This is a genomic window from Neorhizobium tomejilense (assembly GCF_964254135.1).
Lineage (GTDB): Bacteria > Pseudomonadota > Alphaproteobacteria > Rhizobiales > Rhizobiaceae > Neorhizobium > Neorhizobium tomejilense.
The window spans coordinates 3,276,005-3,300,370 of sequence record NZ_CAXUSO020000001.1 but is presented as its reverse complement, the minus strand read 5'-3'; the positions used below and the strand labels follow the sequence as shown (position 1 = coordinate 3,300,370).

20 protein-coding genes are annotated in these 24,366 nt (G+C 61.6%); 11 read left to right on the top strand and 9 right to left on the bottom strand.

Going from position 1 to position 24,366, the window contains the following annotated elements; genetic code table 11:
• Positions 1-22 precede the first annotated feature (22 nt).
• On the top strand, positions 23-1,315 hold the full coding sequence (gene rhaI / locus ACSQ3G_RS16480; protein ID WP_436110795.1) for an L-rhamnose catabolism isomerase: 1,293 nt from the start codon (positions 23-25) through the stop codon (positions 1,313-1,315).
• A 63-nt stretch (positions 1,316-1,378) separates the two neighbouring features.
• Here rhaI and ACSQ3G_RS16475 read toward each other — a convergent pair whose 3' ends face one another.
• From ACSQ3G_RS16475 to ACSQ3G_RS16465, 3 genes are all read right to left on the bottom strand, one after another.
• Positions 1,379-2,527, bottom strand: coding sequence for a MalY/PatB family protein (locus ACSQ3G_RS16475; protein WP_436110794.1), 1,149 nt, complete (start codon positions 2,525-2,527; stop codon positions 1,379-1,381).
• Positions 2,528-2,763: 236 nt separating this feature from the next.
• Positions 2,764-3,009 (bottom strand): DUF982 domain-containing protein, encoded by a 246-nt coding sequence (locus ACSQ3G_RS16470; RefSeq protein WP_037085740.1) that lies wholly within the window; start codon positions 3,007-3,009, stop codon positions 2,764-2,766.
• A gap of 105 nt (positions 3,010-3,114) precedes the next feature.
• Positions 3,115-4,272 carry a fumarylacetoacetate hydrolase family protein gene (locus ACSQ3G_RS16465; RefSeq protein WP_436110793.1) on the bottom strand — a complete coding sequence of 386 codons (1,158 nt, stop codon included), beginning with the start codon at positions 4,270-4,272 and terminating at the stop codon, positions 3,115-3,117.
• A 369-nt stretch (positions 4,273-4,641) separates the two neighbouring features.
• On the opposite strand from ACSQ3G_RS16465, the gene ACSQ3G_RS16460 reads away from it, so the two are divergent.
• The 5 genes from ACSQ3G_RS16460 (at position 4,642) to ACSQ3G_RS16440 (ending at position 9,810) form a co-directional block, all read left to right on the top strand.
• The gene (locus ACSQ3G_RS16460) at positions 4,642-6,168 is read left to right on the top strand and encodes an ABC transporter substrate-binding protein (RefSeq protein WP_436110792.1); all 1,527 of its coding nucleotides are present in this window, start codon (positions 4,642-4,644) and stop codon (positions 6,166-6,168) included.
• Between the two features lie 87 nt (positions 6,169-6,255).
• On the top strand, positions 6,256-7,197 hold the full coding sequence (locus ACSQ3G_RS16455; protein WP_436110791.1) for an ABC transporter permease: 942 nt from the start codon (positions 6,256-6,258) through the stop codon (positions 7,195-7,197).
• Complete coding sequence (locus ACSQ3G_RS16450) at positions 7,197-8,069, top strand: ABC transporter permease (RefSeq protein ID WP_105439734.1); 873 nt, start codon at positions 7,197-7,199, stop codon at positions 8,067-8,069. Before ACSQ3G_RS16455 ends, ACSQ3G_RS16450 begins: the two co-directional genes overlap by 1 nt.
• Positions 8,070-9,278, top strand: coding sequence for an amidohydrolase/deacetylase family metallohydrolase (locus tag ACSQ3G_RS16445; RefSeq protein ID WP_436110790.1), 1,209 nt, complete (start codon positions 8,070-8,072; stop codon positions 9,276-9,278).
• Positions 9,279-9,297: 19 nt separating this feature from the next.
• Positions 9,298-9,810 carry a RidA family protein gene (locus ACSQ3G_RS16440; protein WP_105420060.1) on the top strand — a complete coding sequence of 171 codons (513 nt, stop codon included), beginning with the start codon at positions 9,298-9,300 and terminating at the stop codon, positions 9,808-9,810.
• A gap of 10 nt (positions 9,811-9,820) precedes the next feature.
• On the opposite strand, the gene ACSQ3G_RS16435 is transcribed toward ACSQ3G_RS16440, so the two are convergent.
• Positions 9,821-10,660, bottom strand: coding sequence for an IclR family transcriptional regulator (locus tag ACSQ3G_RS16435; RefSeq protein WP_436111729.1), 840 nt, complete (start codon positions 10,658-10,660; stop codon positions 9,821-9,823).
• Between the two features lie 102 nt (positions 10,661-10,762).
• Between ACSQ3G_RS16435 and ACSQ3G_RS16430 the strand changes: the two genes are divergently transcribed.
• Together ACSQ3G_RS16430 and ACSQ3G_RS16425 are read left to right on the top strand one after the other, a co-directional pair.
• Complete coding sequence (locus tag ACSQ3G_RS16430) at positions 10,763-11,959, top strand: aminotransferase class V-fold PLP-dependent enzyme (RefSeq protein WP_436110789.1); 1,197 nt, start codon at positions 10,763-10,765, stop codon at positions 11,957-11,959.
• Positions 11,960-11,989: 30 nt separating this feature from the next.
• Positions 11,990-13,825 (top strand): ABC transporter ATP-binding protein, encoded by a 1,836-nt coding sequence (locus tag ACSQ3G_RS16425; protein WP_436110788.1) that lies wholly within the window; start codon positions 11,990-11,992, stop codon positions 13,823-13,825.
• 25 nt (positions 13,826-13,850) lie between these two features.
• Here ACSQ3G_RS16425 and ACSQ3G_RS16420 read toward each other — a convergent pair whose 3' ends face one another.
• From ACSQ3G_RS16420 to ACSQ3G_RS16410, 3 genes are all read right to left on the bottom strand, one after another.
• Positions 13,851-15,404, bottom strand: a complete 1,554-nt coding sequence (locus ACSQ3G_RS16420) for an acetolactate synthase large subunit (RefSeq protein ID WP_436110787.1) — start codon at positions 15,402-15,404, stop codon at positions 13,851-13,853.
• Between the two features lie 97 nt (positions 15,405-15,501).
• Positions 15,502-16,809, bottom strand: a complete 1,308-nt coding sequence (gabT, locus tag ACSQ3G_RS16415) for a 4-aminobutyrate--2-oxoglutarate transaminase (RefSeq protein ID WP_436110786.1) — start codon at positions 16,807-16,809, stop codon at positions 15,502-15,504.
• Positions 16,810-16,883: 74 nt separating this feature from the next.
• Positions 16,884-17,468 (bottom strand): cupin domain-containing protein, encoded by a 585-nt coding sequence (locus ACSQ3G_RS16410; protein ID WP_105403140.1) that lies wholly within the window; start codon positions 17,466-17,468, stop codon positions 16,884-16,886.
• Between the two features lie 873 nt (positions 17,469-18,341).
• Between ACSQ3G_RS16410 and ACSQ3G_RS16405 the strand changes: the two genes are divergently transcribed.
• Positions 18,342-18,608, top strand: a complete 267-nt coding sequence (locus tag ACSQ3G_RS16405) for a DUF6894 family protein (RefSeq protein ID WP_436110785.1) — start codon at positions 18,342-18,344, stop codon at positions 18,606-18,608.
• A gap of 15 nt (positions 18,609-18,623) precedes the next feature.
• Here ACSQ3G_RS16405 and ACSQ3G_RS16400 read toward each other — a convergent pair whose 3' ends face one another.
• Together ACSQ3G_RS16400 and ACSQ3G_RS16395 are read right to left on the bottom strand one after the other, a co-directional pair.
• Positions 18,624-19,157: a hypothetical protein gene (locus ACSQ3G_RS16400; RefSeq protein WP_105403137.1), complete on the bottom strand. Its 534-nt coding sequence runs from the start codon at positions 19,155-19,157 to the stop codon at positions 18,624-18,626.
• Positions 19,099-19,911, bottom strand: a complete 813-nt coding sequence (locus ACSQ3G_RS16395; RefSeq protein ID WP_436110784.1) for a helix-turn-helix transcriptional regulator — start codon at positions 19,909-19,911, stop codon at positions 19,099-19,101. Before ACSQ3G_RS16395 ends, ACSQ3G_RS16400 begins: the two co-directional genes overlap by 59 nt.
• 640 nt (positions 19,912-20,551) lie before the next feature.
• Between ACSQ3G_RS16395 and ACSQ3G_RS16390 the strand changes: the two genes are divergently transcribed.
• Together ACSQ3G_RS16390 and ACSQ3G_RS16385 are read left to right on the top strand one after the other, a co-directional pair.
• On the top strand, positions 20,552-22,207 hold the full coding sequence (locus ACSQ3G_RS16390; protein WP_436110783.1) for a hypothetical protein: 1,656 nt from the start codon (positions 20,552-20,554) through the stop codon (positions 22,205-22,207).
• Positions 22,208-22,331: 124 nt separating this feature from the next.
• Positions 22,332-24,365 (top strand): hypothetical protein, encoded by a 2,034-nt coding sequence (locus ACSQ3G_RS16385; protein WP_436110782.1) that lies wholly within the window; start codon positions 22,332-22,334, stop codon positions 24,363-24,365.
• Position 24,366 lies beyond the last annotated feature (1 nt).

Genomic DNA, 24,366 nt, shown 5'->3' with positions numbered 1-24,366 from the left:
AAATATCAGATGGGAGGACCGAATGGCCGAGTTAAAGATCACGACCAATGTGATCGCCGCTGAAAACGACAAACGCACAGCAGCTCTCAAATCCGATTACGATGCGCTCGGCGAGAACCTGTCGCGGCGCGGCATCGATATCGAAACGATCACCCGGGATGTCGAAAAGTTCTTCGTCGCAGTGCCCTCCTGGGGCGTCGGCACCGGTGGTACGCGTTTCGCCCGTTTTCCGGGTCAAGGCGAGCCGCGCGGCATTTTCGACAAGCTCGATGACTGCGCCGTCATTCACCAACTGACCCAGGCGACGCCGACGGTCTCGCTGCATATCCCTTGGGACAAGGCGGATCCGAAGGAGTTGTTGGCCAAGGGCGATGCGCTCGGTCTCGGTTTCGATGCGATGAACTCGAATACGTTTTCCGATGCACCGGGGCAGGCGCATTCCTACAAATACGGCTCGCTCAGCCATACGAACGCTGCGACGCGCACCCAGGCGATCGAGCACAATCTCGAATGTATCGAGATCGGCAAGGCGATCGGCTCCAAGGCCCTGACGGTGTGGATCGGCGACGGCTCGAACTTTCCGGGCCAGAGCCATTTCACGCGCGTTTTCGAACGCTATCTCGCTTCGATGGCGGAAATCTACAAGGCGCTGCCGGAGGACTGGCGGCTGTTTTCCGAGCACAAGATGTACGAACCGGCCTTCTATTCGACGGTGGTGCAGGACTGGGGCACGAATTACCTGATCGCCAATACGCTCGGACCGAAGGCATTCTGCCTCGTCGATCTCGGCCATCACGCGCCGAACACCAATATCGAGATGATCGTGGCCCGCCTCATCCAGTTCGGAAAGCTCGGCGGCTTCCACTTCAACGATTCCAAATATGGCGACGACGACCTCGATGCCGGTGCGATCGAGCCCTACCGTCTCTTCCTCGTCTTCAACGAGTTGGTGGATGCGGAACATCGGGGGATCAAGGATTTCCGCCCGGCGCATATGATCGACCAGTCGCACAACGTTACCGATCCGATCGAGAGCCTGATTTCCAGCGCCAACGAAATCCGCCGCGCCTATGCCCAGGCATTGCTGGTCGACCGGACAGCGCTTGACGGATTCCAGCAGGAAAACGATGCACTGATGGCATCCGAGACGCTGAAGCGCGCCTATCGCACCGATGTGGAACCGATCCTTGCCGAAGCCCGCCGCCGCGCAGGCGGAGCGATCGATCCGGTCGCGACCTATCGCGCCAGCGGTTATCGGAAACAGGTCGCCGCGGAACGCCCGGCCTCGACCAGCGGTGGCGGCGGGATCGTCTGATCCCTCCAACCTGGAATGATACCGGCGGATGAGTTCCGCCGGCGGTCAATTCTTGTGATCCGATCAGGTGTTCCGGCCGAGTGCGCGCTCCATGCGTGCCAGGCCCTCGTCAAGCAGGATGCGCGGACATCCGAAGTTGACGCGGACGAAGTTGCCGTAGGCCGCGCCGAAGTCCGATCCGGCATTGAAGCCGACCTTGCCGTGCTCGAGGAAATAGCTCTGAGCATCCGGTTCCAGACCGAGTTCCGTGCAGTCGAGCCAGGCGAGGAACGTGCCTTCCGAGGGGATGAGCTTGATCTTGGGGAACCGGCGCGCGATCTCGGCCGACAGATAATCGCGGTTGGCCTCGATGTAGGCGAGCATCCGGGTCTTCCAGTCGCCGGCCTTCGAGAAGGCCGCAAGTGTCGCTTCAAGCCCGATGATATTGGCGTTGTCGACCATTCCGAGGCGTGCCTGGTTGAATTTCTCGCGGATCGCCTTGTTGCCGATAATCGCGAAGGCGGTCTTGAGGCCGGCTATGTTATAGGTCTTGCTGGCGGCCATCAGGGTGATCGTGCGGTTTGCGGCGTCTTGCGAAAGCGCGGCGATCGGCACGTGCCGGCGGCCGTCGAACAGGAGGTCGCAATGGATCTCGTCGGAGATGATCAGCGTATCATTCTGACGGCAGAGGTCGGCGATCGTCTTCAGTTCGTCCGTCGTGAATACCTTGCCCGTCGGGTTCTGCGGGTTGCAGAAGAGCAGCGCCTTTGACTTCGCCAGTTCCGCGGCCAGAACGTCGGTGTCCATCACATGGCCTTCGGCGGTCGGCAAAAGCGGCGCTTCGCGGCGGACAAGGTTCCAGTCCGCCGGAGCTTCGAGGATCGGACGATAGACCGGCGGCTGAACCAGCACGCCGTCGCCGGGCTTGAGCATCGCGTGCAGCGCCATGTTGAAACCTGGAACGACGCCCGGAAGGAAGACGATCTCGTCCGGCGAGACCGTCCAGCCGTATTTTTCCTGCATGTCGGCGACGATCCGGGTGCGCAATTCGTCGCGGGCGACGCCGTAGCCGAGCATCGGATGTTCGAGCCGGTTGCGGATGGCGTCGACGATCTCCGGTGCCGCGGGGAAGTCCATGTCGGCGACCCACATGGGCAGCACGTCGTCCGGATACTTGCTCCACTTCGAGCTGCCGGTGCCCCGGCGTTCGTGCACAGCATCGAAATCGGTCATGCTCTCAAATCCCCTGTTATCATTCTGCCGGTCAAACCGATCGGCCATCCTCATTTCGACGCCGGCCGCGAACCGGCAAGGCGCGAAATCAGCTCCCGTTGTCCCCAACCGGCCGCGCGCCTGTCAACGCCTTTCTTTGCGTAACCGGCGAGCGCAGGGCCTGGCGCTTGTCCCGGGGAGGGAGCGAGCAGCCTGCTTCGGTCTTTGGGATGACGTGGATCGATCTGGCGGAAGGCTCAGGCGCGGATCAGGATATGCGCTTCCATAGCCGCTTCGACGAAGGCCTTTCTGGCTTCTTCAGGCTTGCGCTTTCCGGCATCCACCGCGGCGCAGACTTCGAGCGCCCGGTCGAGGGCGGTGCCATCCTCCACCGGCCAGTCTTCGATCATCGCCCATGCCGCGGCCTGCGTCGTTTCGATCGCGGTTTCGGCCGGCGGCTCGCCGATCGATATGACGACCGGCTTGTTCCAAGGCGTATTCATTCTGTTCGGCGTCCCGTCTCGTCCATGCCGGTCTCATAGACCGATTTGACTGCCGTGGCGAGGGTCGGCAGTCGGCGATGCGAGAAAGAAGGAGGGCTGCTCTATCTAGAGCAACCCACGGGCAGCGAGGTTCTTCATCAGTGCCGAGATGCCGAAACTCCAGGGAGGGCATTCGGTCGAGAGGCGTACCGTGTTGCGCAGCGTGCCGAGGCCCGGAGACGAAATTTCGACGATGTCGCCGATCTTGTGGGTAAAGCCCTGGTTCGGCACGTCGCGGTCCTCGGTCGGTGCAAACAGCGTGCCGAGAAACAGCATGAAGCCGTCGGGATACTGATGATGATCGCCACATGTATGCTTGACGAGATCGAGCGGGTCGCGGCTGATCTGCGACATCGAGCTCTTGCCGTTGAGGACATATCCCTCCGGCCCCGTCACGCGCAGGTCGAGTTCGGCATTGCGGACATCGTCCAGTCCATAACCCTCCTCGAAGAGCCGGATGAAAGGCCCGATCGAGCAGGAGGCATTGTTGTCCTTTGCCTTGCCGAGCAGAAGCGCCGAGCGCCCTTCGACGTCGCGCAGGTTGACGTCGTTGCCGAGTGTCGCTCCCTTGATCTCGCCATGGCTGTTGACCGCCAGGACGATTTCCGGTTCGGGGTTGTTCCAGGTAGATACCGGATGGAGGCCGACATCCGCGCCCCAGCCGACCGAGGAAAGCACCGGCGCCTTGGTGAAGACTTCGGCATCCGGGCCGATCCCGACTTCGAGATATTGCGACCACATGCCCTCCCTGATCAGCGCTTCCTTGACGCTTGCGGATTGCGGCGAGCCGGCCTTCAGGTCCTTTAGGCTGCCGCCGATGATCGTGCTGACGGTCTGCCGGATGGCGGCCGCCCTGTCCGGATTGCCGGCGGCCTTCTCCTCGATGACGCGCTCGATCATCGATTGCGCGAACGTCACGCCGCAGGCCTTGATCGCCTGGAGATCGACGGGCGCCAGCAGGTGGGGACGCGACGGATCGGGTCTGCCCGTGCTGTTCCCAGCAAGGTCTTCCAACGTGCCGATGACCGGGCCAGCGGCGTTTCGGACAAATTCCGCAGTATCGGCGCGCTCCAGAAGCGCGCTGAGGGTCGGGGCTTCCTTGCTGGTGATATCGACCAGGGCACCGTCACGCAGGGTGACGACGCTCGGCCCCGAAACAGCCGGATTCCAGACGCGGCCGACAAAAAGCCCGTTGGCAAACGTATCGATGAGATTGTCGGTCATGCTGGTGTATCTCCTCCCGTTAGATGTGGCCGAATGGGCCACCCTATCTTGTCTTGCTCTTCCGCTTGGCGCGAAGCGCGGTTTTCGGCTCGCAGTCAAGGCTGTGTGTTTTCGCTGTCGAAGACGCATTCGTCCAGCCCCAGGCGACAAATTAGATCGAGATTTTGTGGGGCGCCGGCACGTCGCACTGCCGATCGTGGAGCTCAGCAAACCACCTCGGCTGAAACCTCTCGGCGTTGGAGTTGCAAATCCGGTTCTCAGCGGCGGCCGCTGCTCGTCGCTACCTCCCCATTGACAGGGCATTTGCGTTCTGTATTCTGTTATAAAAGCTTATATAACATAATTGTGGAACAAAAACGGGAGACTATCATGAAGCTGAAGCTTGCATTCCTTGTTGCAACCGCGCTCGTCGCCACGCCGTCATTCCTGATGGCGCAGGAGAAGGGCGGCGTTATCAACGTCGCGACCATCGGCGAGCCGCCGACGCTCGATCCGATGACGTCGACGGCCGACCTTGTTGGTATCGTTACGCAGCACATTTTCGAGACGCTCTATACGTTCGACAAGAAGTGGGGCGTCACGCCGCTTCTCGCGGAAAGCCTGCCTGCGGTCAGCGACGACGGCAAAACCTATACGGTCAAGCTGCGCACCGGCATCAAATTCCATGACGGCAGCGACATGACCTCGGAAGATGTCGTCGCCTCGCTCACCCGCTGGACCAAGCTCGCCTCGCGCGGCAAGCAGGCCGCCGGTTTCATCGAGTCCGTCTCCGCCGCCGATCCGGCGACCGTAACGATCAAGCTGAAGCAGCCCTATGCGCCGCTCGTCTCGCTGCTCGCCTTCAACAACTCCGCTGCAATCATCATCCCGGCTGAAAAGCAGGCCGATACGATGACCGACTTTGCCGGTACTGGACCCTATATGCTGAAGGAGCGCAAGGCGGATCAGTATATCCAGCTCGTCCGCTTCAAGGACTATAAGCCGCGGTCGGGCGGGAGCGATGGTTATGGCGGCGCCCGCCACCAGTATCTCGACGAGATCCGTTTCGTGCCGGTTCCGGACCCGAACACCCGCGTGGAAGCTGCCGTTTCCGGCCAGTACGATTATATCGATTCCCTGCCGGTCGAATCCTTCGACAAGCTGAAGGCCTCGAAGGCCACCCAGCCGCTGCTCCTGAAGCCGTTCGGCTATCCGGTCTTCGTCTTCAACACCGCGGAAGGCGCCGCCAAGAGCCTTGGCGTGCGAAAGGCGATCCGCCAGGCGCTCAGCATGGAAGACATGCTGGCCGCCGCTTTCGGCAGCAAGGATTTCTACGCCCTCAACGGCAACATCTACCCGGCCTCCTTCAGCTGGAGCACGGATGCCGGCGTGAAAGGCAACTATAACGCCGCCGATCCGGAAGGTGCTGCCGCTGCCGCGAAGGCCGCGGGCTATGACGGCAAGCCGATCCGCATCCTGACCAGCCGCCAATACGAGTTTCACTACAAGATGGCGCAGGTCGCCGCCGAGTATCTGAAGCTTGCCGGCTTTACCGTCGACATGCAGGTGGTCGACTGGGCAACGCTTACCCAGCGCCGCACCGACAAGGCGCTCTGGGACATCTACATCACCCACAGCCCCTTCCTGCCGGAGCCGGCACTGATCGGTTCTCTGGCGCCGAGCTCGCCGGGCTGGTGGGATACGCCTGCCAGAAAGGCAGCCGTTGACGCCTTCTCGGCAGAATCGGATCCGAAGAAGCGCGTCGAGCTCTGGGCCAATGTCCAGAAGGCCCTGTATGACGAGGCGCCTTTCATGAAGATCGGCGATTTCAACGCGGTTTCTGCGATCTCGACCAAGCTTCAGGGCGTCGATCCGGCTCCGTGGCCCTATTTCTGGAATGCATCCATCAAGAAGTAATAATCCTCTTAAGGATCGGATGCCGGTTTACGGACCGGCATCCGTCTTCGATGATGTCCGCAATGCCGGACACAGGAACACCGTCGTATGATACGCTATATCCTTCAACGCCTTGCCGGCATGATCGTGGTGATGTTCCTCGTCGTCACGATCGTCTTCGTGATCGTTCGGGTGACGCCCGGTGATCCGGCCGCGGTCATGCTCGGACCGGATGCCACGGCCGAGGACGTCGCCGAATTGCGCACGCGTCTCGGCCTCGATCAGTCGATCGCGGTTCAATATGTCTTCTATATCGGCCAGCTTCTGAGGGGCGACCTCGGCCAGTCGATATTTCTCAACATGCCGGTGACGTCAGCGCTTCTCGACCGCGCCGAACCTACATTTTTCCTGACGATCTTCTCGTTGGCGATTGCCAGCGTCATCGCGCTGCCGATCGGCATCTATGCCGCCTATCGGCGCGGGTCCTTCGTCGACCAGGCCGCGACGACGGTTGCAATGCTGGCTGCCAGCATTCCGAGCTTCTGGCTCGGCCTCATCCTGATGCAGTTCTTCGCCGTGCGGATGAACTTCTTCCCCGTTTCCGGCTATGGCGGGCCGGGCGCCAGCTTTGCCGAGCGTATGTATCACCTGACTTTGCCGGCCTTCGCGCTCGGCCTCGTCTCCTCAGCGCTGATCCTGCGTTTTACCCGCGCCTCGATGCTCGACGTACTCGGCGACGATTATATCCGCACCGCCCGCGCGAAGGGGCTGATCGAGCGGCGGGTCGTGCTGAAACATGCGCTGAAGAACGCGCTGATCCCGATCCTCACCGTGCTTGGCCTCACCGCTGCCGTGCTGATTTCCGGTGCCGTCGTCACCGAGACCGTGTTCAGCCTGCCGGGCGTCGGCAATCTGGTGGTCTCGGCGGTGCTGCGGCGTGACTACCCCGTCATCCAGGGCGCGCTGCTCGTCATCGCCGCCCTCTATGTCCTGATCAATTTCGCGATCGACATGCTCTATCTGCTGGTCGATCCAAGGGTGCGCTACTGATGGCGGAGATTGTCACCACCAAACCGGCCTCGAGCGAAGGAGCCAAGTTCTTTCGCCGTTTCCTGAAACGCAAGACGGTCGCGCTCGGACTGATCGTCATCGTGGTCTTCGTCCTGCTTGCGGTTTTCGCGCCGTGGATCGCGCCCTATTCGCCGTCGAAACTGTCGATCGTCAACCGGCTGAAGCCGCCGAGCGAGATCTACTGGTTCGGCACCGACGAGTTCGGCCGCGACATCTTCTCGCGCACCATTTTTGCGGGGCGGCTGTCGCTGCTGGTCGGCGCTGCCGTCGTCAGCCTTTCGGCGATCATCGGCGTGACGCTCGGGCTGCTGGCCGGCTTCTTCCAGAAGCTCGATACGCCGATCGCCCGGCTGATCGACGCGATGATGGCCTTTCCGGACATCCTGCTCGCGATCGCGCTGGTCGCAGCGCTCGGGCCATCGCTGGTGACGGTGATCATCGCGCTGTCGATCGTCTATTCGCCGCGGCTCGCCCGCATCGTCCGCGCCTCGACGCTGGTGATCCGCGAACTGCCTTACGTGGAGGCGGCGAAGGCGCTGGGCATCTCGACCTTCCACATCATGACGCGGCACGTGCTGCGCAACCTCATATCGCCGATCCTGGTGCAGGGCACGTTCCTGTTCGCCAGCGCCATGCTCGCCGAAGCCGGACTTTCCTTCCTCGGCCTCGGCGTCAGCCCGGAAATTCCCACCTGGGGAACGATGATTGCCAGCGGGCGCCAATATATCGGCCAGGCCGACTGGATGACCTATTTCCCGGGCTTTGCCATCATTCTTTCCGTGCTGTCGCTGCAGATGGTCGGCGACGGATTGCGGGACATGCTCGATCCAAGACTTCGAAAGGACCTCTAAATGACCGGTGAAACAGCGGGCCAGCCGCTCCTCCTCACCAATGTGAAGCCGATGGCTTTCGGCGGCAATGCGGCCTCCGGCACGACCGATATCCTGGTCGGCGCCGACGGGCGGATTTCCGCTATCGGCTCGTCGCTCGCAGCACCTGCCGAGGCGATCCGCGTCGACGGCAAGGGCGCCTTCATCTCTCCCGGTTGGATCGACCTGCATGTGCATATCTGGCATGGCGGCACCGATATCTCGATCCGCCCATCGGAATGCGGCGCCGAGCGCGGCGTCACCACGCTGGTCGACGCCGGTTCTGCGGGCGAGGCCAATTTTCATGGTTTTCGCGAGTACATCATCGAGCCGTCCAGGGAGCGCATCAAGGCGTTCCTGAACCTCGGTTCGATCGGCCTCGTCGCCTGCAATCGCGTCGCCGAACTGCGCGACATCCGCGATATCGATCTCGACCGCATCCTCGAATGTTACGCGGAGAACAAGGAGCATATCGTCGGCATCAAGGTGCGGGCGAGCCATGTGATCACCGGTTCCTGGGGCGTTACACCGGTCAAGCTCGGCAAGAAGATCGCCAAGATCCTCAAGGTGCCGATGATGGTGCATGTCGGCGAGCCGCCGGCGCTCTACGACGAGGTGCTTGAAATCCTCGGCCCCGGCGACGTGGTCACCCATTGCTTCAACGGCAAGGCCGGTTCGAGCATCATGGAAGACGAGGACCTCTACAATCTCGCCGAACGCTGCGCCGGCGAAGGAATCCGCCTCGACATCGGCCATGGCGGCGCGTCCTTCTCGTTCAAGGTGGCGGAGGCGGCGATCGCCCGCGGCCTGCTGCCCTATTCGATCTCGACCGACCTGCACGGCCATTCGATGAATTTCCCGGTCTGGGACCTGGCGACCACCATGTCCAAGCTTCTGTCGGTCGGCATGCCGTTCGACAAGGTTGTCGAAGCGGTCACCCATCACCCGGCGTCAGTCATCAAGCTTTCGATGGAAAACCGGCTGTCGGTCGGCGAACGCGCCGATTTCACGATCTTCGATCTCATCGACGCCGATCTCGAGGCGACCGATTCCAATGGCGACGTTTCGCGTCTCCAGAAACTGTTCGAGCCGCGTTACGCGGTCATCGGTTCGGAAGCCATCACCGCCAGCCGCTACATCCCACGGGCCCGCAAGCTCGTCCGCCACAGCCACGGTTACTCGTGGCGCTGAGGCGCATTGTTGAAATCGCATGACAGGAGTTGACGTGAACACGTCTTCAGCAAAGGCCGCTCCCGCGGCACAGACACCTTACGATCGGCTGAGCGAGCTCGGTATCAAGCTGCCGCCGCCGCCGCCGCCGATCGCCAATTTCGTCACGCATGTCCGTGAAGGCAACATGCTCTACCTCTCCGGCCAGGGGCCGCGCGAGGCGGATGGGCATCTGCATTCCGGCAAGGTGGGCGCCGATGTCAGCGTCGACCTCGCCTATCAGCATGCGCGGCTGGTGGGCATCAACCTGCTTGCCGTCATGCACGAGGCGCTCGGCGACCTTTCACGGGTGAAGCGGGTGGTGAAGTTGCTCGGCATGGTCAATGCCGTGCCGGATTTCGAGGATCATCCGAGCGTCATCAACGGCTGCTCGGATCTCTTTATCTCTGTGTTCGGGGATGCGGGACAGCATGCCCGTTCGGCTGTCGGTTTCGGCTCGCTGCCGGGCAATATCACCGTGGAAATCGAGGCGATCGTCTCGCTGAACGACTGAGGAGACAAGGTCAGTGGTTGCGCCAACCCATCAGCTTCTCGATCCGCTGGGCGGAAGCGCGGACATGTTCCGTATAGTGGTTCTCGTCGGACACGACTTTCTGTTCCGGCAGCACGATGGAAATGGTCGCGACGCACTCGCCGCTCCGGTCGCAGATCGGCGAAGCGATGCAGGCAACCGCATAATCGGACTCCGCCACCTGGATCGACAGCCGCTGCTCGAAGGCCTTGCCCGCCGAGTCGGACAGCGTGCGGGCGTCGATCTCGGCGCGGCCGGTGGGCGAGGTGCGAGCGCAGCGCTTGAAAAGCTCGATCCGCTCGGCCTCGGCCAAGTGCCCGACGAGAAGCCGGCCGGACGCCGTCCAGTTGAGCGGCACACGGGTGCCGACGCGCGAAGCGACCTGGTAATGGCTCGGGCCGTCCGCCATGGCGAGCACCAGCATGTAGTCACCGTCGCGGCCGCAGACCTGCACGGTTTCGCCGGCCTGCCGGCAGAGGTCGTGCATCTCGTGGGTCGCGACGCTCATGAAGTCCAGCGACCGGGCGTAGGCGAGGCCGTAGTGGTAAAGCCGGGCGCCAAGCCAGATCGTGCCGTCGGCATTGCGGGCGAGCATGTTCTTCCCGACCAGATCGTCGATGATCACATAGACGGTCGACAGCGGGGCCTTGACCGCCTTGGCAATCGCATAGGCGCCGGCCGGCGCACCCGTTTCGTAAAGATAGTCGATCACCTGCAGCGCGCGGTCGATGCCGCTCACGCGCGAGCGGCGCGCGCCCTTGGCTTCCGTTTCCACGTCGGAACCGGCGTTAACGGAGAGGTCTGCGGATGAAGTCTTGGCGTCCAACTCGATGTTCCCCGTGGGGCTCCTCGTGTGATTTCGAGAGGCTATTACATTACTATGGCATAGCTGTCGATGGCAATTCGCCGTTGGCCGTTAATTTGGAGAACGACAATGTCCGATGATATCCGCACCCAGATCGGCCTTCGCCCGGTCATCAATGTTTCTGGCACGATGACGAGCCTCGGGGCTTCGATCGTGGTTCCGGAGGCGATCGCGGCCATGGCGGCGATCCTGCCGCAATTCGTCGAGATCAACGATCTGCAGCGTAAGGCGAGCGCGATCATCTCTCGGCTGACCGGCGGCGAGGCGGGCTTCGTGACGGCCTCCTGCTCCTCCGGCATCAGTCTCGCAGTCGCGGGCGCGATCACCGGCAACAACCTGCTGGCCATCGAGAAACTGCCCGATACGACGCCCGACAAGAACGAAGTGCTCGTGCAGATGGGCCATGTGGTGAGCTATGGCGCACCGGTGGACCAGGCGATCCGGCTTGCCGGCGGCAAGGTCGTGCTGATCGGCCAGGCGACCTCGACGCATCGCTACCACATGGAAAACGCGATCACCGAGAAGACGGCCGCGGCGGTCTATGTCGTCTCGCATCACGTCGTTGACTACGGCCTGCTCAACCTCGTCGAGTTCGTCGAGATCGCCCATGCCAAGGGCGTGCCGGTCATCGTCGACGCGGCCTCGGAATACGACCTCAAGCTCTTCCTTTCACAGGGTGCGGACATCGTGCTTTATTCCGGCCATAAGTTCCTCGGCGGTCCGACTTCGGGCATCGTCGCGGGCAAGAAAGAACTGGTGCGCAGCGCCTTCCTGCAGAACATGGGTATCGGCCGTGGCATGAAGGTCGGCAAGGAAAGCGTGTTCGGCGTCATGGCGGCGCTGGAAGCCTGGGAGAAGCGTGATCATGCGGGCATCCGCGAACGCGAAGCCGGCTATCTCAATCTGTGGAAACGGATGCTCGACGGCCGCCCGGGCGTCACCGCCCTGATCGAGCCGGACCCGACCCACAATCCGCTCGACCGCATGCGGGTGATCGTCTCCGCGCCGGAAGCGCATATCACCGCCTGGGATCTGGCAGCAGCGCTCGGCCGCGGCAATCCACCGGTCATCGTCCGCGACCATGAGGTGGAACATCACTATTTCTACCTCGATCCCTGCAACCTGCATCCTGGCCAGGAAACCATCGTCGCGGCCCGCCTGACGGAAGAGCTCGACAAGGCTCGGGCCTCCAACGAGATCATCGCGACGCCGATCGAAGAACGCAGCCGCCACCGTTTCGACGGCGCGCTTCGCTGGCCGGACTGAACTGACAACAACGACAGGAAGGGAACGATCATGGCCATTTCGCAAGCACAAGCCGTCCAGTCCACTCAGCCGGTCCTCTCCGTCGAGAACCTGACCACCTCGTTCAACGTGGACGGGGAGTGGAAGTCGGTCGTGCGTGACGTTTCCTTCACCGTCGCGCCCGGCGAGACCGTGGCGATCGTCGGCGAAAGCGGCTCCGGCAAAAGCGTCACCTCCCTCTCGATCATGCGGCTTCTGCAGGAAGGCACGAGCCGTATCGAGGGCAGGATCATGCTCGGCGGGCGCGATCTTCTGGCGCTTCCCGAACACGAGATGCGCAAGGTGCGCGGTAACGATGTCGCGATGATCTTCCAGGAGCCGATGACGAGCCTCAATCCGCTCTTCACCATCGGCGACCAGATTTCCGAAGCGCTGCTCTGCCATAAGGCGATGTCGGCGGCGCAAGCGAAGGCCGAAACCATCCGGTTGCTCGAAAAGGTGCGCATCCCGTCGGCCGCGTCGCGTTTCGACGGATATCCGCACCGTTTCTCAGGCGGCATGCGCCAGCGCGTGATGATCGCAATGGCCTTGGCGTCGAAGCCGAAGCTGCTGATCGCCGACGAACCGACCACCGCGCTCGACGTCACCATCCAGGGCCAGATCCTCGATCTCATCAAGCTGCTGCAGGACGAGGAGGGGACGTCGGTCCTGTTCATCACCCACGACATGGGCGTCGTTGCCGAAGTCGCCGACCGGACGATCGTCATGTATCGCGGCGAGCAGGTGGAGACGGGCGACACGCCTGATATCTTTCATCGCGGCAAACACCCCTATACGCGGGCGTTGCTCGCCGCGGTGCCGGTGCTCGGTTCGATGCAGAAATATGAGCGGCCGCTGCGCTTTCCCGTCGTCAACACGGCGACCGGGGAGTCCGACATCCAGGTGGAGGTGGCCGATACGGTTGCCGCCAACGACCGGCCCATTCTGGAGGTGAAGAACCTCACCAAGCGGTTCGACATTCATTCCGGCCTGTTCGGTCGTGTCAGCGGCCGGGTGCATGCGGTCGAGAACGTCTCCTTCGACCTGCATGCCGGCGAGACGTTGTCGCTGGTTGGCGAAAGCGGCTGCGGCAAGTCGACGACCGGCCGCGCGATCATGCGTCTGATCGAGCCGGATGCCGGTTCGGTCGTCGTCGAGGGCCGGGACGTGCTGGCGCTCGACAAGCGGGAGATGCGCGAGATGCGCAAATCCGTGCAGATGATCTTCCAGGATCCGTTCGCCTCGCTCAACCCGCGCATGACGATCGGCCAGGCGATCGCCGAGCCTTATCTCGAACACAAGATGGGGACGGCGAAACAGGCGAAGGAGGTGGTCGCCGAGATGCTGCGCAAGGTCGGCCTGACGCCGGACATGGTGAACCGTTATCCGCACGAATTCTCCGGGGGCCAGCGCCAGCGTATCTGCATCGCCCGGGCGCTTGCGCTCGAACCGAAGGTGATCGTCGCGGACGAAAGCGTCTCGGCGCTCGACGTGTCGATCAAGGCGCAGGTCATCAACCTGATGCTCGATCTGCAGCAGAGCCTCAACCTCGCCTTCCTGTTCATCAGCCATGACATGGCGGTAGTGGAACGCGTGAGCCACCGTGTGGCGGTCATGTATCTCGGCGAGATCGTCGAGATCGGCCCGCGCGCCTCCGTGTTCGGCAATCCGCAGCACGAATACACGAAGAAACTGATGGCCGCCGTGCCGGTACCGGACCCTGACCGCCGCCGCGAAAAGCGGACGGTCGCCAGCGACGAGCTCAAGAGCCCGATCCGCTCCGTCGACTATATAGTCAATCCGCTCGACTATAAGACCGTTTCTCCGGGCCATCTGGTCGCGGTGTAACGGCTGCGCGCAATCTCTCCGGCAATCAATCGATGACGGCTTCGATCAGGAACGGTCCCTTGCGGCTGAGCGCGCCGTCGAACAGCTTGACGAACTCCTCGATCGTCGTCGCGCGGCCGGCTTCGACGCCGAGGCCCTTGGCGAGCGAGCACCAATCGAGTCTTGGCGCGTCGAGATCGAGCATCCGCTGGGCATTGCGGCCGTAGGCATTGACGCCGACATTGGTCATCTCGCCCTGAAGGATGCGGTAGGCGCTGTTGGCGAAGACGATGGTGACGACGTCGAGCTGTTCGCGCGCCTGGGTCCAGAGGCCCTGCACAGTGTACATGCCGCTGCCGTCGGCCTGCATCGCCACCACCTTGCGGTCCGGCGCGCCGATCGCAGCGCCCGCAGCCAGCGGAATGCCGATGCCGATGGCGCCGCCGGTGATCGGAAGGTGATCGTGGGGCGGGAGACCGGGCGCCAAGACCGGATATTGGCCGACGGAGGTCAGGCCTTCATCGATGATGACTGCGTTTTCCGGTAGCCGGCGGCCGATGGCGAAGCTGATCGCATCGGGAGTCAGCGTTCCGGTCGGCACCTGGATATCCTGCTGGATGAACCGGTTGCGGACGAAGTCCGCTCCCTGCTTGATCCCGAGTGCATCGGCGAGAGCCGCCAGCACGTCGGCGAGATCGTGTTCGTGCTCCGCCAGCTGGATGATCTCGCAGGAAGGCGGCAGGGTGGTGCTGGGTTTCCCGGGATAGGCAAAGAAGGTGACTGGGCGTGGTCCGCCGATGCAGATGGCGACCTCGAAATCCTGGAGCGCTTCGAGGGCAAGGTCGATCTTGTAAGGCACCGGCCGGACGAGCGCGCGCCCGACGCCGCGGGCGCTGCGGCCCGAGGACGTTGAGAAAAGCACAGCGCCGGTGGCGGCTGCGATGCGACCGGCGATTTCGGCAGGCTTTTCCCGCATGGCGCGGCCGGCCAGCATGATCACGACACGCTTGCCGCTGCGCAACGCGACGACGGAGGCTTTCAGGGCCTCGGGGTCGATCGCCGGCGGGGCAGGAACTGCGGCCGGCTTAAGGGTTTCCGGCGAAACCTCGCCCCAGGCGGCGTCCGCCGGCAGGATCATGGTCGAGACGCCGCGATTGGCAAGCGCTGCCACATAGCCCTCTTCGGTGCATCGGCGGATGTCGGCCGGGCCGCTCGCGCGCCCGACCCAATGGGACATCGGTCGGGCCAGGCTTTCGATATCGCTGGTCAGCGGCGCGTCATATTGAAGGTGATAGGAAGCATGATCGCCGACGACGTTCAGCATGGGCGTGCGAGCGCGGCGGGCATTGTGAAGATTGGCCAGACCGTTGGCGAGGCCGGGGCCGAGGTGGAGAAGAGTGGCGGCCGGCTTGTCCGCCATGCGGGCATAACCATCGGCGGCACCCGTGACGACACCTTCAGACAGGCCGAGCACGCAGCGCATGGCTGGCTTGCGATCGAGAGCGGCGACGAAATGCATCTCCGATGTGCCGGGATTGGCAAAGCAGACATCGACGCCGTTCACCAGAAGGACGTCACACAGCATATCGGCGCCGTTCATGCGTTTTTCCTTACCCTTGCAGCATGCCCAAAGGCTGCCGCGACCGAGAGAAACCGCGGGCCGGATCGGTCCCGCGGTCAGCGGCGACGTATGAGGCTCAAGCGGCTGCCGAAGCGGTCGCGTCGGAGAACGCTGCCTCGATCGACGCTTCGAGAATGGCGAGGCCTTCCTCCAGAACATCCCATTCGATGGTGAGCGGCGGCAGCAAACGGATCACATTGAGTCGTGTTCCGCAAGACAGGAGGATGAGGCCGCGCGCCTCCGCTTCCGCAATGATGCGGCTGGTGAGGGCAGGCGACGCCGCCTTCGACTGGCGATCTTCGACCAGTTCGAACGCCACCATGGCGCCGAGGCCGCGCACGTCGCCGATATGCTCCATGCCCTGGCGGGAGGCGATCGTCGTCAGCCGCTCGGTGATCCGTCGGCCGACTTCGGCGGCGCGTTCGCAGAGCTTCTCATCTTCGATGACGTCGAGCACGGCGTTGGCGGCAGCGATACTCAGCGGATTGCCGGCATAGGTACCGCCCAGCCCGCCCGGATGGGCGGCGTTCATGATCTCGGCCTTGCCGGTGACGGCCGAAAGCGGGAAGCCGCCGGCGAGGCCCTTTGCCATCGTGATCATGTCCGGCTTCACGCCGGCATGTTCGAAACCGAACATCCGTCCGGTGCGCGCCATGCCGGCCTGGATTTCGTCGGCGATCAGCACGATGCCGTATTTATCCGCGACTGCGCGAAGGTGTACGAGGAATTCCTTCGGCGCGACGTTAAAGCCGCCTTCGCCCTGGACCGGTTCGACGATAAAGGCCGCAATCCGCTCCGGATCAACATCGGCTGCAAACAGGCGATCGAGCCCGGCGATCGCTTCCTCGATCGAGAAACCGAGATAGGGATTGGGGAAGGGCGCATGGTAGATGTCGGCCGGGAAGGGACCGAAATTCTTCTTGTAGGGCATGACCTTGCCGGTCAGCGCCATGCCCAGCAGAGTGCGGCCGTGGAAGGCGCCCGAAAAGGCGATGATGCCGGCGCGGCCGGTATGGGCGCGGGCAATCTTCACGGCATTTTCGACGGCTTCCGCACCCGTCGTCACCAGCATGGTGCGATTTTCAGCGCCGGTCGGCGCCATCGCGTTCAGCCGCTCGGCGAGCCGCACATAACCTTCGTAAGGCGCGACGTGGAAGCAGGTATGGGTGAAATGTTCAGCCTGTTCGGCGACGGCGCGCATCACGGCCGGATGGCGGTGGCCGGTATTGTTCACCGCGATGCCGGCGGCGAAATCGACGAAGCGCCTGCCGTCGACATCCCAGAGTTCGGCGTTCAAGGCTTTGTGGGTGAAGATACCCCTTGTGCCGACACCGCCGGCGACGGCGGCTTTCTGGCGGGATTGCAGATCTGCTGAGACGGTCATGGCGATATCCCCTAAAGTCGATGACCTAAGCTATAATCTTGCTCATTATATTGAGCAAGAGGGGAATCGCGAAATCAGAGATAGGGCGGCGAGCAGGCCGAAATAACGATCGTCTGCCGGTCCGAGAGGTTGCGGAACCGGTGAGGAGTGCGGCTGTCGAAGAGGTAGGCCTCGCCGGCTTTGAGGACGCGCACGTCGTCCCCGACCGTCACTTCCAGCTCGCCCTCGACCACATAGCCGCCTTCCGAGGACGCGTGCTGCAGCCGTGTTTCGCCGGTGTCCGCATGGGGGCCGTAGATTTCGTGGAGGATCTGCAGGTTATGCGCCCGCGCGTCGCCGATCTGGCGGAAGATCAGCGTGCCGTCACCGCCTGCAATCGGCGATGCGGCAACCTTCGAAGTCAGGTCGACCAGTTCATGCGCCGAGAAGAACGGGCCTTTCGGCGGGCTGCGCTCCGGTTCGAAAAAATCGCCCATGCCGACGCCAAGGCCGTTCAGGATCTTGCGGAGCGTCGAAACGGACGGGCTGACCTTGTTGGTTTCCACGTTCGATATCTGCGCATGCGGAACGCCGGCCCTTTCGGCGAGCTGGCGCTGCGAAAGGCCGGCGGCCGCGCGCATGGCGTTGAGGCGTGCACCGATATCGAACTTTTCATCCATCTCAAACGTCCCGGCTGTTCCGGTCGGTTATGCCGTGGATCGGGATCGTGATCAACTGGATGATATTTTGAGCGGCCCCCTCCCAGAATTAGGCGCCATAGTCGAGGGGGCGCGAATCTCGATAGTGCGCCGTTCCGCCTGAAAGCGGTCTGTTTCCTCCACCAGCCCACTACGCCGATAGGCTTATGGATATAGCCCATTTGGCGCAACTGCCCGCGACTCACGCGCGTGTTATCCTCCGATCCTGCGGATCAGAGAGGATTTCGCTCATGTTCAGGTGCAGAGACTGCAAGGACACGGGCTGGGTTTGCGAAGCTCATCCGGCCAAACCTTATACCGGTACCCGATGCTGCGGTTGCGGCGCGGTCGAAATGCCATGTCCACGCTGCCTCACGTTCCACGACCTCGACAGATATCCTGAGGTGGTGGTCTTGCCGGCGATGCCTGGCGTCGAGATCAGCTCGCTCCAGGGTTTCGCAGAGCGCTCCGATGTGGTGCAAGCCCGCACCTGAAGGCGGTGTTTCCTTGGGAAAACCTGCGCCCCTACAAAAAGATCCTTCTGAATTTTCTGAAGGGAACTTTGCCCATCGGCAAGGCGATGGCTTGCGGAGAGGCACACGATTGACCCTAAGTGATCACCCGCAAAGCCGGTGGGCTGCGAAGGTTTAAAGCCCCATTTCTACCGTAAGTCGCCAATTCCGGATTGACCGGGATCATGAGTGATTTATATATCTTCTCATGTTCTGATTGAGCCTAATCGCAGATCGGGAGATGTGGGAGTAGACGCTTGCAGGTTGTCGGCGCCGCTTCTGCCATGGGTGGAATTTCGCAGTTTCAAGTGGCCGCCACGCTATCCCTGGGAGGTTGGGTTCCATGGTGAGATATTTCCTGAATGTCGATCTGAAAGACGGCTTTATTCCCGATACCGAAGGCCTCGACTTCCTCGATATCGAGAGAGCCACGGCCGAAGTCATCTCCGGAATGAGAGACATCGCCGTCGAGCATATTCAGCAGGGTGAAGCCCTGGCTTTGCAGGCGATTTCCATCACCGACGATGCCGGCCATCTCATATCGATCGTCACGCTGGCCGACGCGCTCAAAGGTTTCCTGCCCGGCATTGCGGTATCGGGCCTCGGGTAAGGCCTTGCTGAGGGTTTAGGTGGGGAAGCCGTAACGTTCGGTGATGTCCCAGAACATCCTGTTGATCGCGACGAGCGAATTGATGCTTTCCCGGATCCGGCCGATCTCGCGTGCATCGAGCTCCTCGATTTTTCCGTATTTGATCTCATCCCTGCTTTCGAAGATCCGCATCGATTGCGTGATGTTGCGGCCGCTGTCGGGATCGAATGAATAAATACAGTGATTGTATTTGTTGCGAAGCTTCGCTTCGTCTGAAAGACGGCGAGTGGTCTCCAGGATTTCCTTGCGGCAGGCCGGCGCGGTCTTGCGCATCTTGGTCAGCCGTTCCACGAGATCGACCCGGGCCCGGGTCGTATTCAAGGTCAGGAAGATGACGATCGCCGTTTCCTTGTCCACCTTGGCAAGGCCTGCGATCATGTGGATCAGCAGGCTTTCCGTATTGGTCCAGGTATAGTTCAACTGCCCGATCAGGAGCAGGATGTCCTGGAGCCTAGTACTTGTCGCCTGAGATGGAGCGGCCGTCCTGACCGCGGTTCGTGTCGCCTGCATGGTCGGTCGTATCCTTGCGTCTATATTCGAAATAGAGAGCGACGACTTCTGTTCTGTTATGCACGCCGAGTTTGGTGATAATGTTGTGGATATGTATCTTAACGGTATGCTCGGATAGACCGAGCGCGGCCGCGATGATCTTGTTCTGATTGCCCATGGCCATCCTGACAAGAATTTCGTTTTCGCGTTTTGTCAGCTTTTCGATCGCCGGCTTGCCGGCTTGATAAAAGGCTGGCTTGAGATCCGCCGGCTCTTCGCCTTCGAAAGGTGCGCTTCTCTGGGTCCGGTAAACTGTAGAAGGGAAATATGTACCACCCTTCAATATGATCCGCAGGCCCGACAGGAAGACGTCGAGATTGACGTTGAACGGCAGGATACCCTGGACGATGTCCAGCTCTTTCGCCCTTCGATGATCGGAGGCTATCTCGCCATCGTCGGTCCCCATCAGCGCAAGGGTCGCAGCAGGATGGTGCCTGGCGAGCTCCGGCCAATACTCGGCGAGAGCGGAGGCGAGGCGGACATCCGCCAGCACGAGCTGGACCGGATTGTCGAATTCCACCGACGCCAGTTTCAGGTCGGGGACCGTCTTGACGGAGAGCCATGGAAACTCGCTTTCGATGGCCGCCGTCATTGCGGTGGAGATTGTCCCAGGTGAGCAGATGAAGAGGAGTGTCCGGATCGCATTCATTCTCTTCAAGGCGTTTGTCGCCAGATCCAAGCCGACATGTTGCGAAAGACCATGCGGAATTTGCATGGAAATATCCCCCTCCCGTCGTTGATCGAAAGTACACGCAAAGTGGTGCTCCGAAGATCTTATTAGGGAACGGTAAACCAAGAGCCGAATGCTGGGAATAGACCGAAGGATTTATGAAATAGATCGAATCGGCCACGGAATGGGGCCTTCAAGGTCGTTTCCAGCCGAACGAACCATGATCAGGCAGCGTTTCCTCCCGTTGTGAATGAGTTGCTGCATACATAAGGGTAATTTCGCGCGGATGTGGTATACGTCTTCTTGGTTAGATCATATAGCCCATCTAACTATGCTCACGTAGTATTCATCACGTTGCGCTAGATCGAAATATCACCTTATTTCTTCTGCTCATTCAGGACACAGTGCTCTCGTCCCGAAGCACTGGAAGAACGAGCGCTGAAGAACGCTCGTCGGCGCAAAATGTAGCGAGTATCCGATCCACGCGGCGCCGCTCATTCCAAGTCCCTCGGGAAACGTAGGGGAGAGGAAAAAAATCAGACATCACGAGAGAAAGACCGGCGAACGGTCGCGTTGACGCGCGCCTTGTCGCCAGAGGCAAATGACTCATTTCAACCGCGACGAGCAAAGACCCCAAAAAGATGAATGGTGGTCACGTCGTCGCAGTCACTAAGAGGACTGTGTGATGGTAGACAAACGCAGCGTGTTCGACACATTGGTCGACGATCCTGATAGCCAGGAGCAGGAGCAGGAGCAGCAGCAGCAACAACAGGAACAACAGCAGCAGCAGCAACAACAGGCCAGCGACCAAACCCAGAGCCAGTCGAGCGATTCGACGAACCTCAACGGCAACGGGAACGGTAATGGCAACCTGAACCTCAACGGTAACGGCAGCCTGAACCTCAATGGCAACGGCAACTTCAATGCAAACGTCAACGAGACCACTGTCACGGTGGATGTCGGTGTCAACCTTGAAGAATACCTGCCGTCGGACGACGACTTTGCAGACATCGATATGACGGACAGTTCCATCGACGGGATGTTCAACATCCGCATCGATGATGTGCTCAATGGCTCGCTTAACGGCGAGGGCAATGATGTCGGCAATGTCTTCAGTCAGGTCGCCAACCTCCAGGACAACGACAAGCTCGAAAGCGCCAGCGTCAGCAATGACGGCTCGTTCGAAATGAATCCTACCGCTGAAGGTGGTTTTGCGATCGCCTCCGAAGGGATCAATGCCGGCGGCGGCGGCGGTGACGGCGGAAGCAACGCCGATGCCGACGGCGGTGACGGCGGCAACGGAGGTACGGCGCTCGGCGGGTTCGCACTTGGTGGCGACGGCCTCGGTGGCCTGGCCGCAAGCGCTGCAATTGGCGGTGACGGCGACGGCGGCGATGCCGACGGCGGCGACGGCGACAGCGACGCCGACAGCGGCGATGCCGACGGCGGCAACGGCACTGGCGGCGATGGCGGGCGTGGCGGCGACGGCCTCGGTCTGGGTCTTGGCCTGGGTCTCGGCCTTGGCGCAGGACTTGCATTTGCTGGTGACGGCGATAGCGGCGGCAGCAACACTGCCGGCGACGGTGGCGACGCCGGCGACGCGGATGGCGGCGACGCCGACGAAGGCGGTGACGGCGGCGATTCCGAAGGCGGCGATGCGGGAGCTCTCGTCGGTGGAAGCCTCGGCTTCATCAACCCGATCTTCGTTGAAAACAACGGCGGCAACGGCGAAGACGCCGGCAACGGCGGGGATAGCGAAGGCGGCGACGGCGACTCCGAAGGCGGCAGTGGCGGCGAAGCCTCGGATGCCGGTAATGGCGGTGACGGCGGCGGTGCCCTCGGTGCCGGTCTCGGTGCCGGCTTCGGCGCCGGTCTCGGTGCCGGTTTGGGCGGTGACGGCGCAGCCGGCGGTAGCGGTACCGGTGGCACAGCGGCAACCGGTGCGGCAACCAGCGGTGATGCTACCGGTGGTGACGCAACATCCGGGGCTGGCGAAGGCGGCGGGGCACTCAGTGGCGCATGGGCCGATGGTACCGGCGGCGGAGCCGTCGGTGGATGGGCATTCGGCGGAGCCGGCGCAGCCGGCGGCGCAGGTGGCTGGGCCACCACCGGTGACGGCGCAGCCGGCGGCGATGGCGGTACCTGGGGCTCGAGCAACGGTGACGATGGTTTCGTGACCGGGACGAGTTCAGCATCGTCCGATGCCGTCATCGAAACTCACGCCTTCAACCAGGAAATCGTGATGGGTGCGAACCTGCAGCAGAACGCGATCGATATGACGATCGTCGGCGGGAACCTTTCCAGCACGGTGGCCGGCGACGACACCGAAGATGGCGTCTAAGCGACACAGCTCCCTGCTTTAGGCAGGGACTTCACATCGTGGACTGCGCAGACCATCCTGCGCAGTCCCTCATTCCGAACGACCTGTGATGTGATGCAGGCATGCCAATACAAAGGCAGCGGTCATGACGACGATGGACACAATCACCGAGGAAATCGCTCATTTCATCGGCCTCTTCCACACGAACGTCGAGGATGCGCGCCTGCGGGATAGTTATCAGGACTTCTCGCTCGACACGCCCGAACAATTCATCCCGACATCAGCGGCGATCCGCTCCAATTTCGAGGCGCCTTACGATCTGCTCGGGTTCGATCCGGGCGTGGTCTACAGGGCGCCTGCCAGTTTCACACCGATCTGGCATCCCCATTTCGTCGGCCGATTCGATCATCCGCCGATTCCCACGATGGAAATCAAGACGTATCACGGCCGGCATGAGATGCCGCAATACGAGTACCCGTTCTACCCAAGCGGCAAGTCTTTCACCTGGGAAATACAGCCTCCCGGCTCGGTTGCGAACTTCATCGTTCAGGTCGCCTCGCTTTCCGACAACGACAGCTTCGGCGTCGGTGGACATGGCCTGACGTTCAATCCCACACCGGTTGACAACGGCGAGCTGCTGCAGACGGCCAAGGATGTCCTTGCGGACGCACCTATCGGCGATCTCGAAATGCCCAAGTCCTCGGACGACCTTATCCAGATCATCGAGGCCGTCGCGAGCCAGCTGGAGGCCCTTGCGGCCGAATCCGACGGACCGATGGAGGCTTTCTTCCATCAATCCACCACGATCGAAGGCATTTACGTCAACGGCGTGCTGGTCGACGAGGCACCGAAGCTGGAGGATCATCATTCCTTCAGTGAGGATGAAGATGATGCAGATGATGCCGCCGACGCTGGTGATGAAGCCGATGCGGAGGACGATGCTCCGCCATCCAACGTCCACGTCTATGCGGATGGATCAGTCGAGGTGGAAGTCTCGGTCGAATTGGTCGGCGGCAACAATACCGTCGTCAATGATGCCGTTCTCAAGAATATCTGGACCGGCGCGACGGTAACCGCGGTCGTTGGCAATCACTTCGAGATCAACGCAGTCATCCAGGTGAACGTCATCCAGAATACCGACGCGATCACCTCGGCCATCAGCGGCTGGACGAACGACGGCGCGCCGGATGAAATATTCAATATTGCGACATTCCAGAGGGTCGATCCGCTAGAGGGCGGCAACGCTCCGGCAAATGCCGGCGGCGGCTATCCCGCAAGCTGGGCGGTCACGGAGATCCATGGCGATCTGCTGATCGCCAACTGGCTGGAACAGTACATTTTCATGTCCGACAACGACATCGGCATCCTGTCGTCTTCCGGCGCCACGACCAGGGTCATCGCTGGCGACAATACCAGCGTCAACCAGGTCTCGATCTACGAGCTCAGCCAGGCCTATGATCTGATCCTGATTGGCGGCAATCTGTACGATGCCAATATCATCCATCAGACGAACATATTGTTCGACAACGACGTCGTCGGTGCGGTTACGGGTTTCGGAACGACCGGCGAGGGCACGATATCCAGTGGCGGAAATCTGCTCTGGAACCAGGCTCATATCTACAATATCGGCGGCGCCGACCGCTTTAGCACTCTGCCTTCGGCCTATCTGGATGCGGCCAACGATTTTGCCGCCGGCGGAAGAGATATTTCCCAGGGCATTCTGACCGACCCGGCGTTTGCGGGAACAGGCGGACTGCGCGTTCTTTATATCAGCGGTGACTTGCTGAATATCCAGTATATCAGCCAGACCAACATCGTCGGCGACAGCGACCAGATCGCCTTGGCGCTGAATGCCCTCAACCCCCACGCGGATGCGACGTGGTCGATCTCGACCGGGGGAAATGCGCTCGTCAACAACGCGGCGATCGCCGACCTGGACTCTCTCGGCATTACCTATGTGGGCGGCGAGCAATACTCCCAGGAAACACTTTTTCAATCGGGATTGATTTCGAGCAGTCCGGAATGGGCCGCGCACGATCCCGACGCGCTGGTCAACGAAGCGGTGGCTTTTCTCGACGATTCCATGCTGGAAGCCGATCCGACCGAGCTCGGCTTCGGCGTGCCTGTAGATTCCGACGGCCAGTATCAGGATGACGGACTACAGCATGTGCTCGGATAAT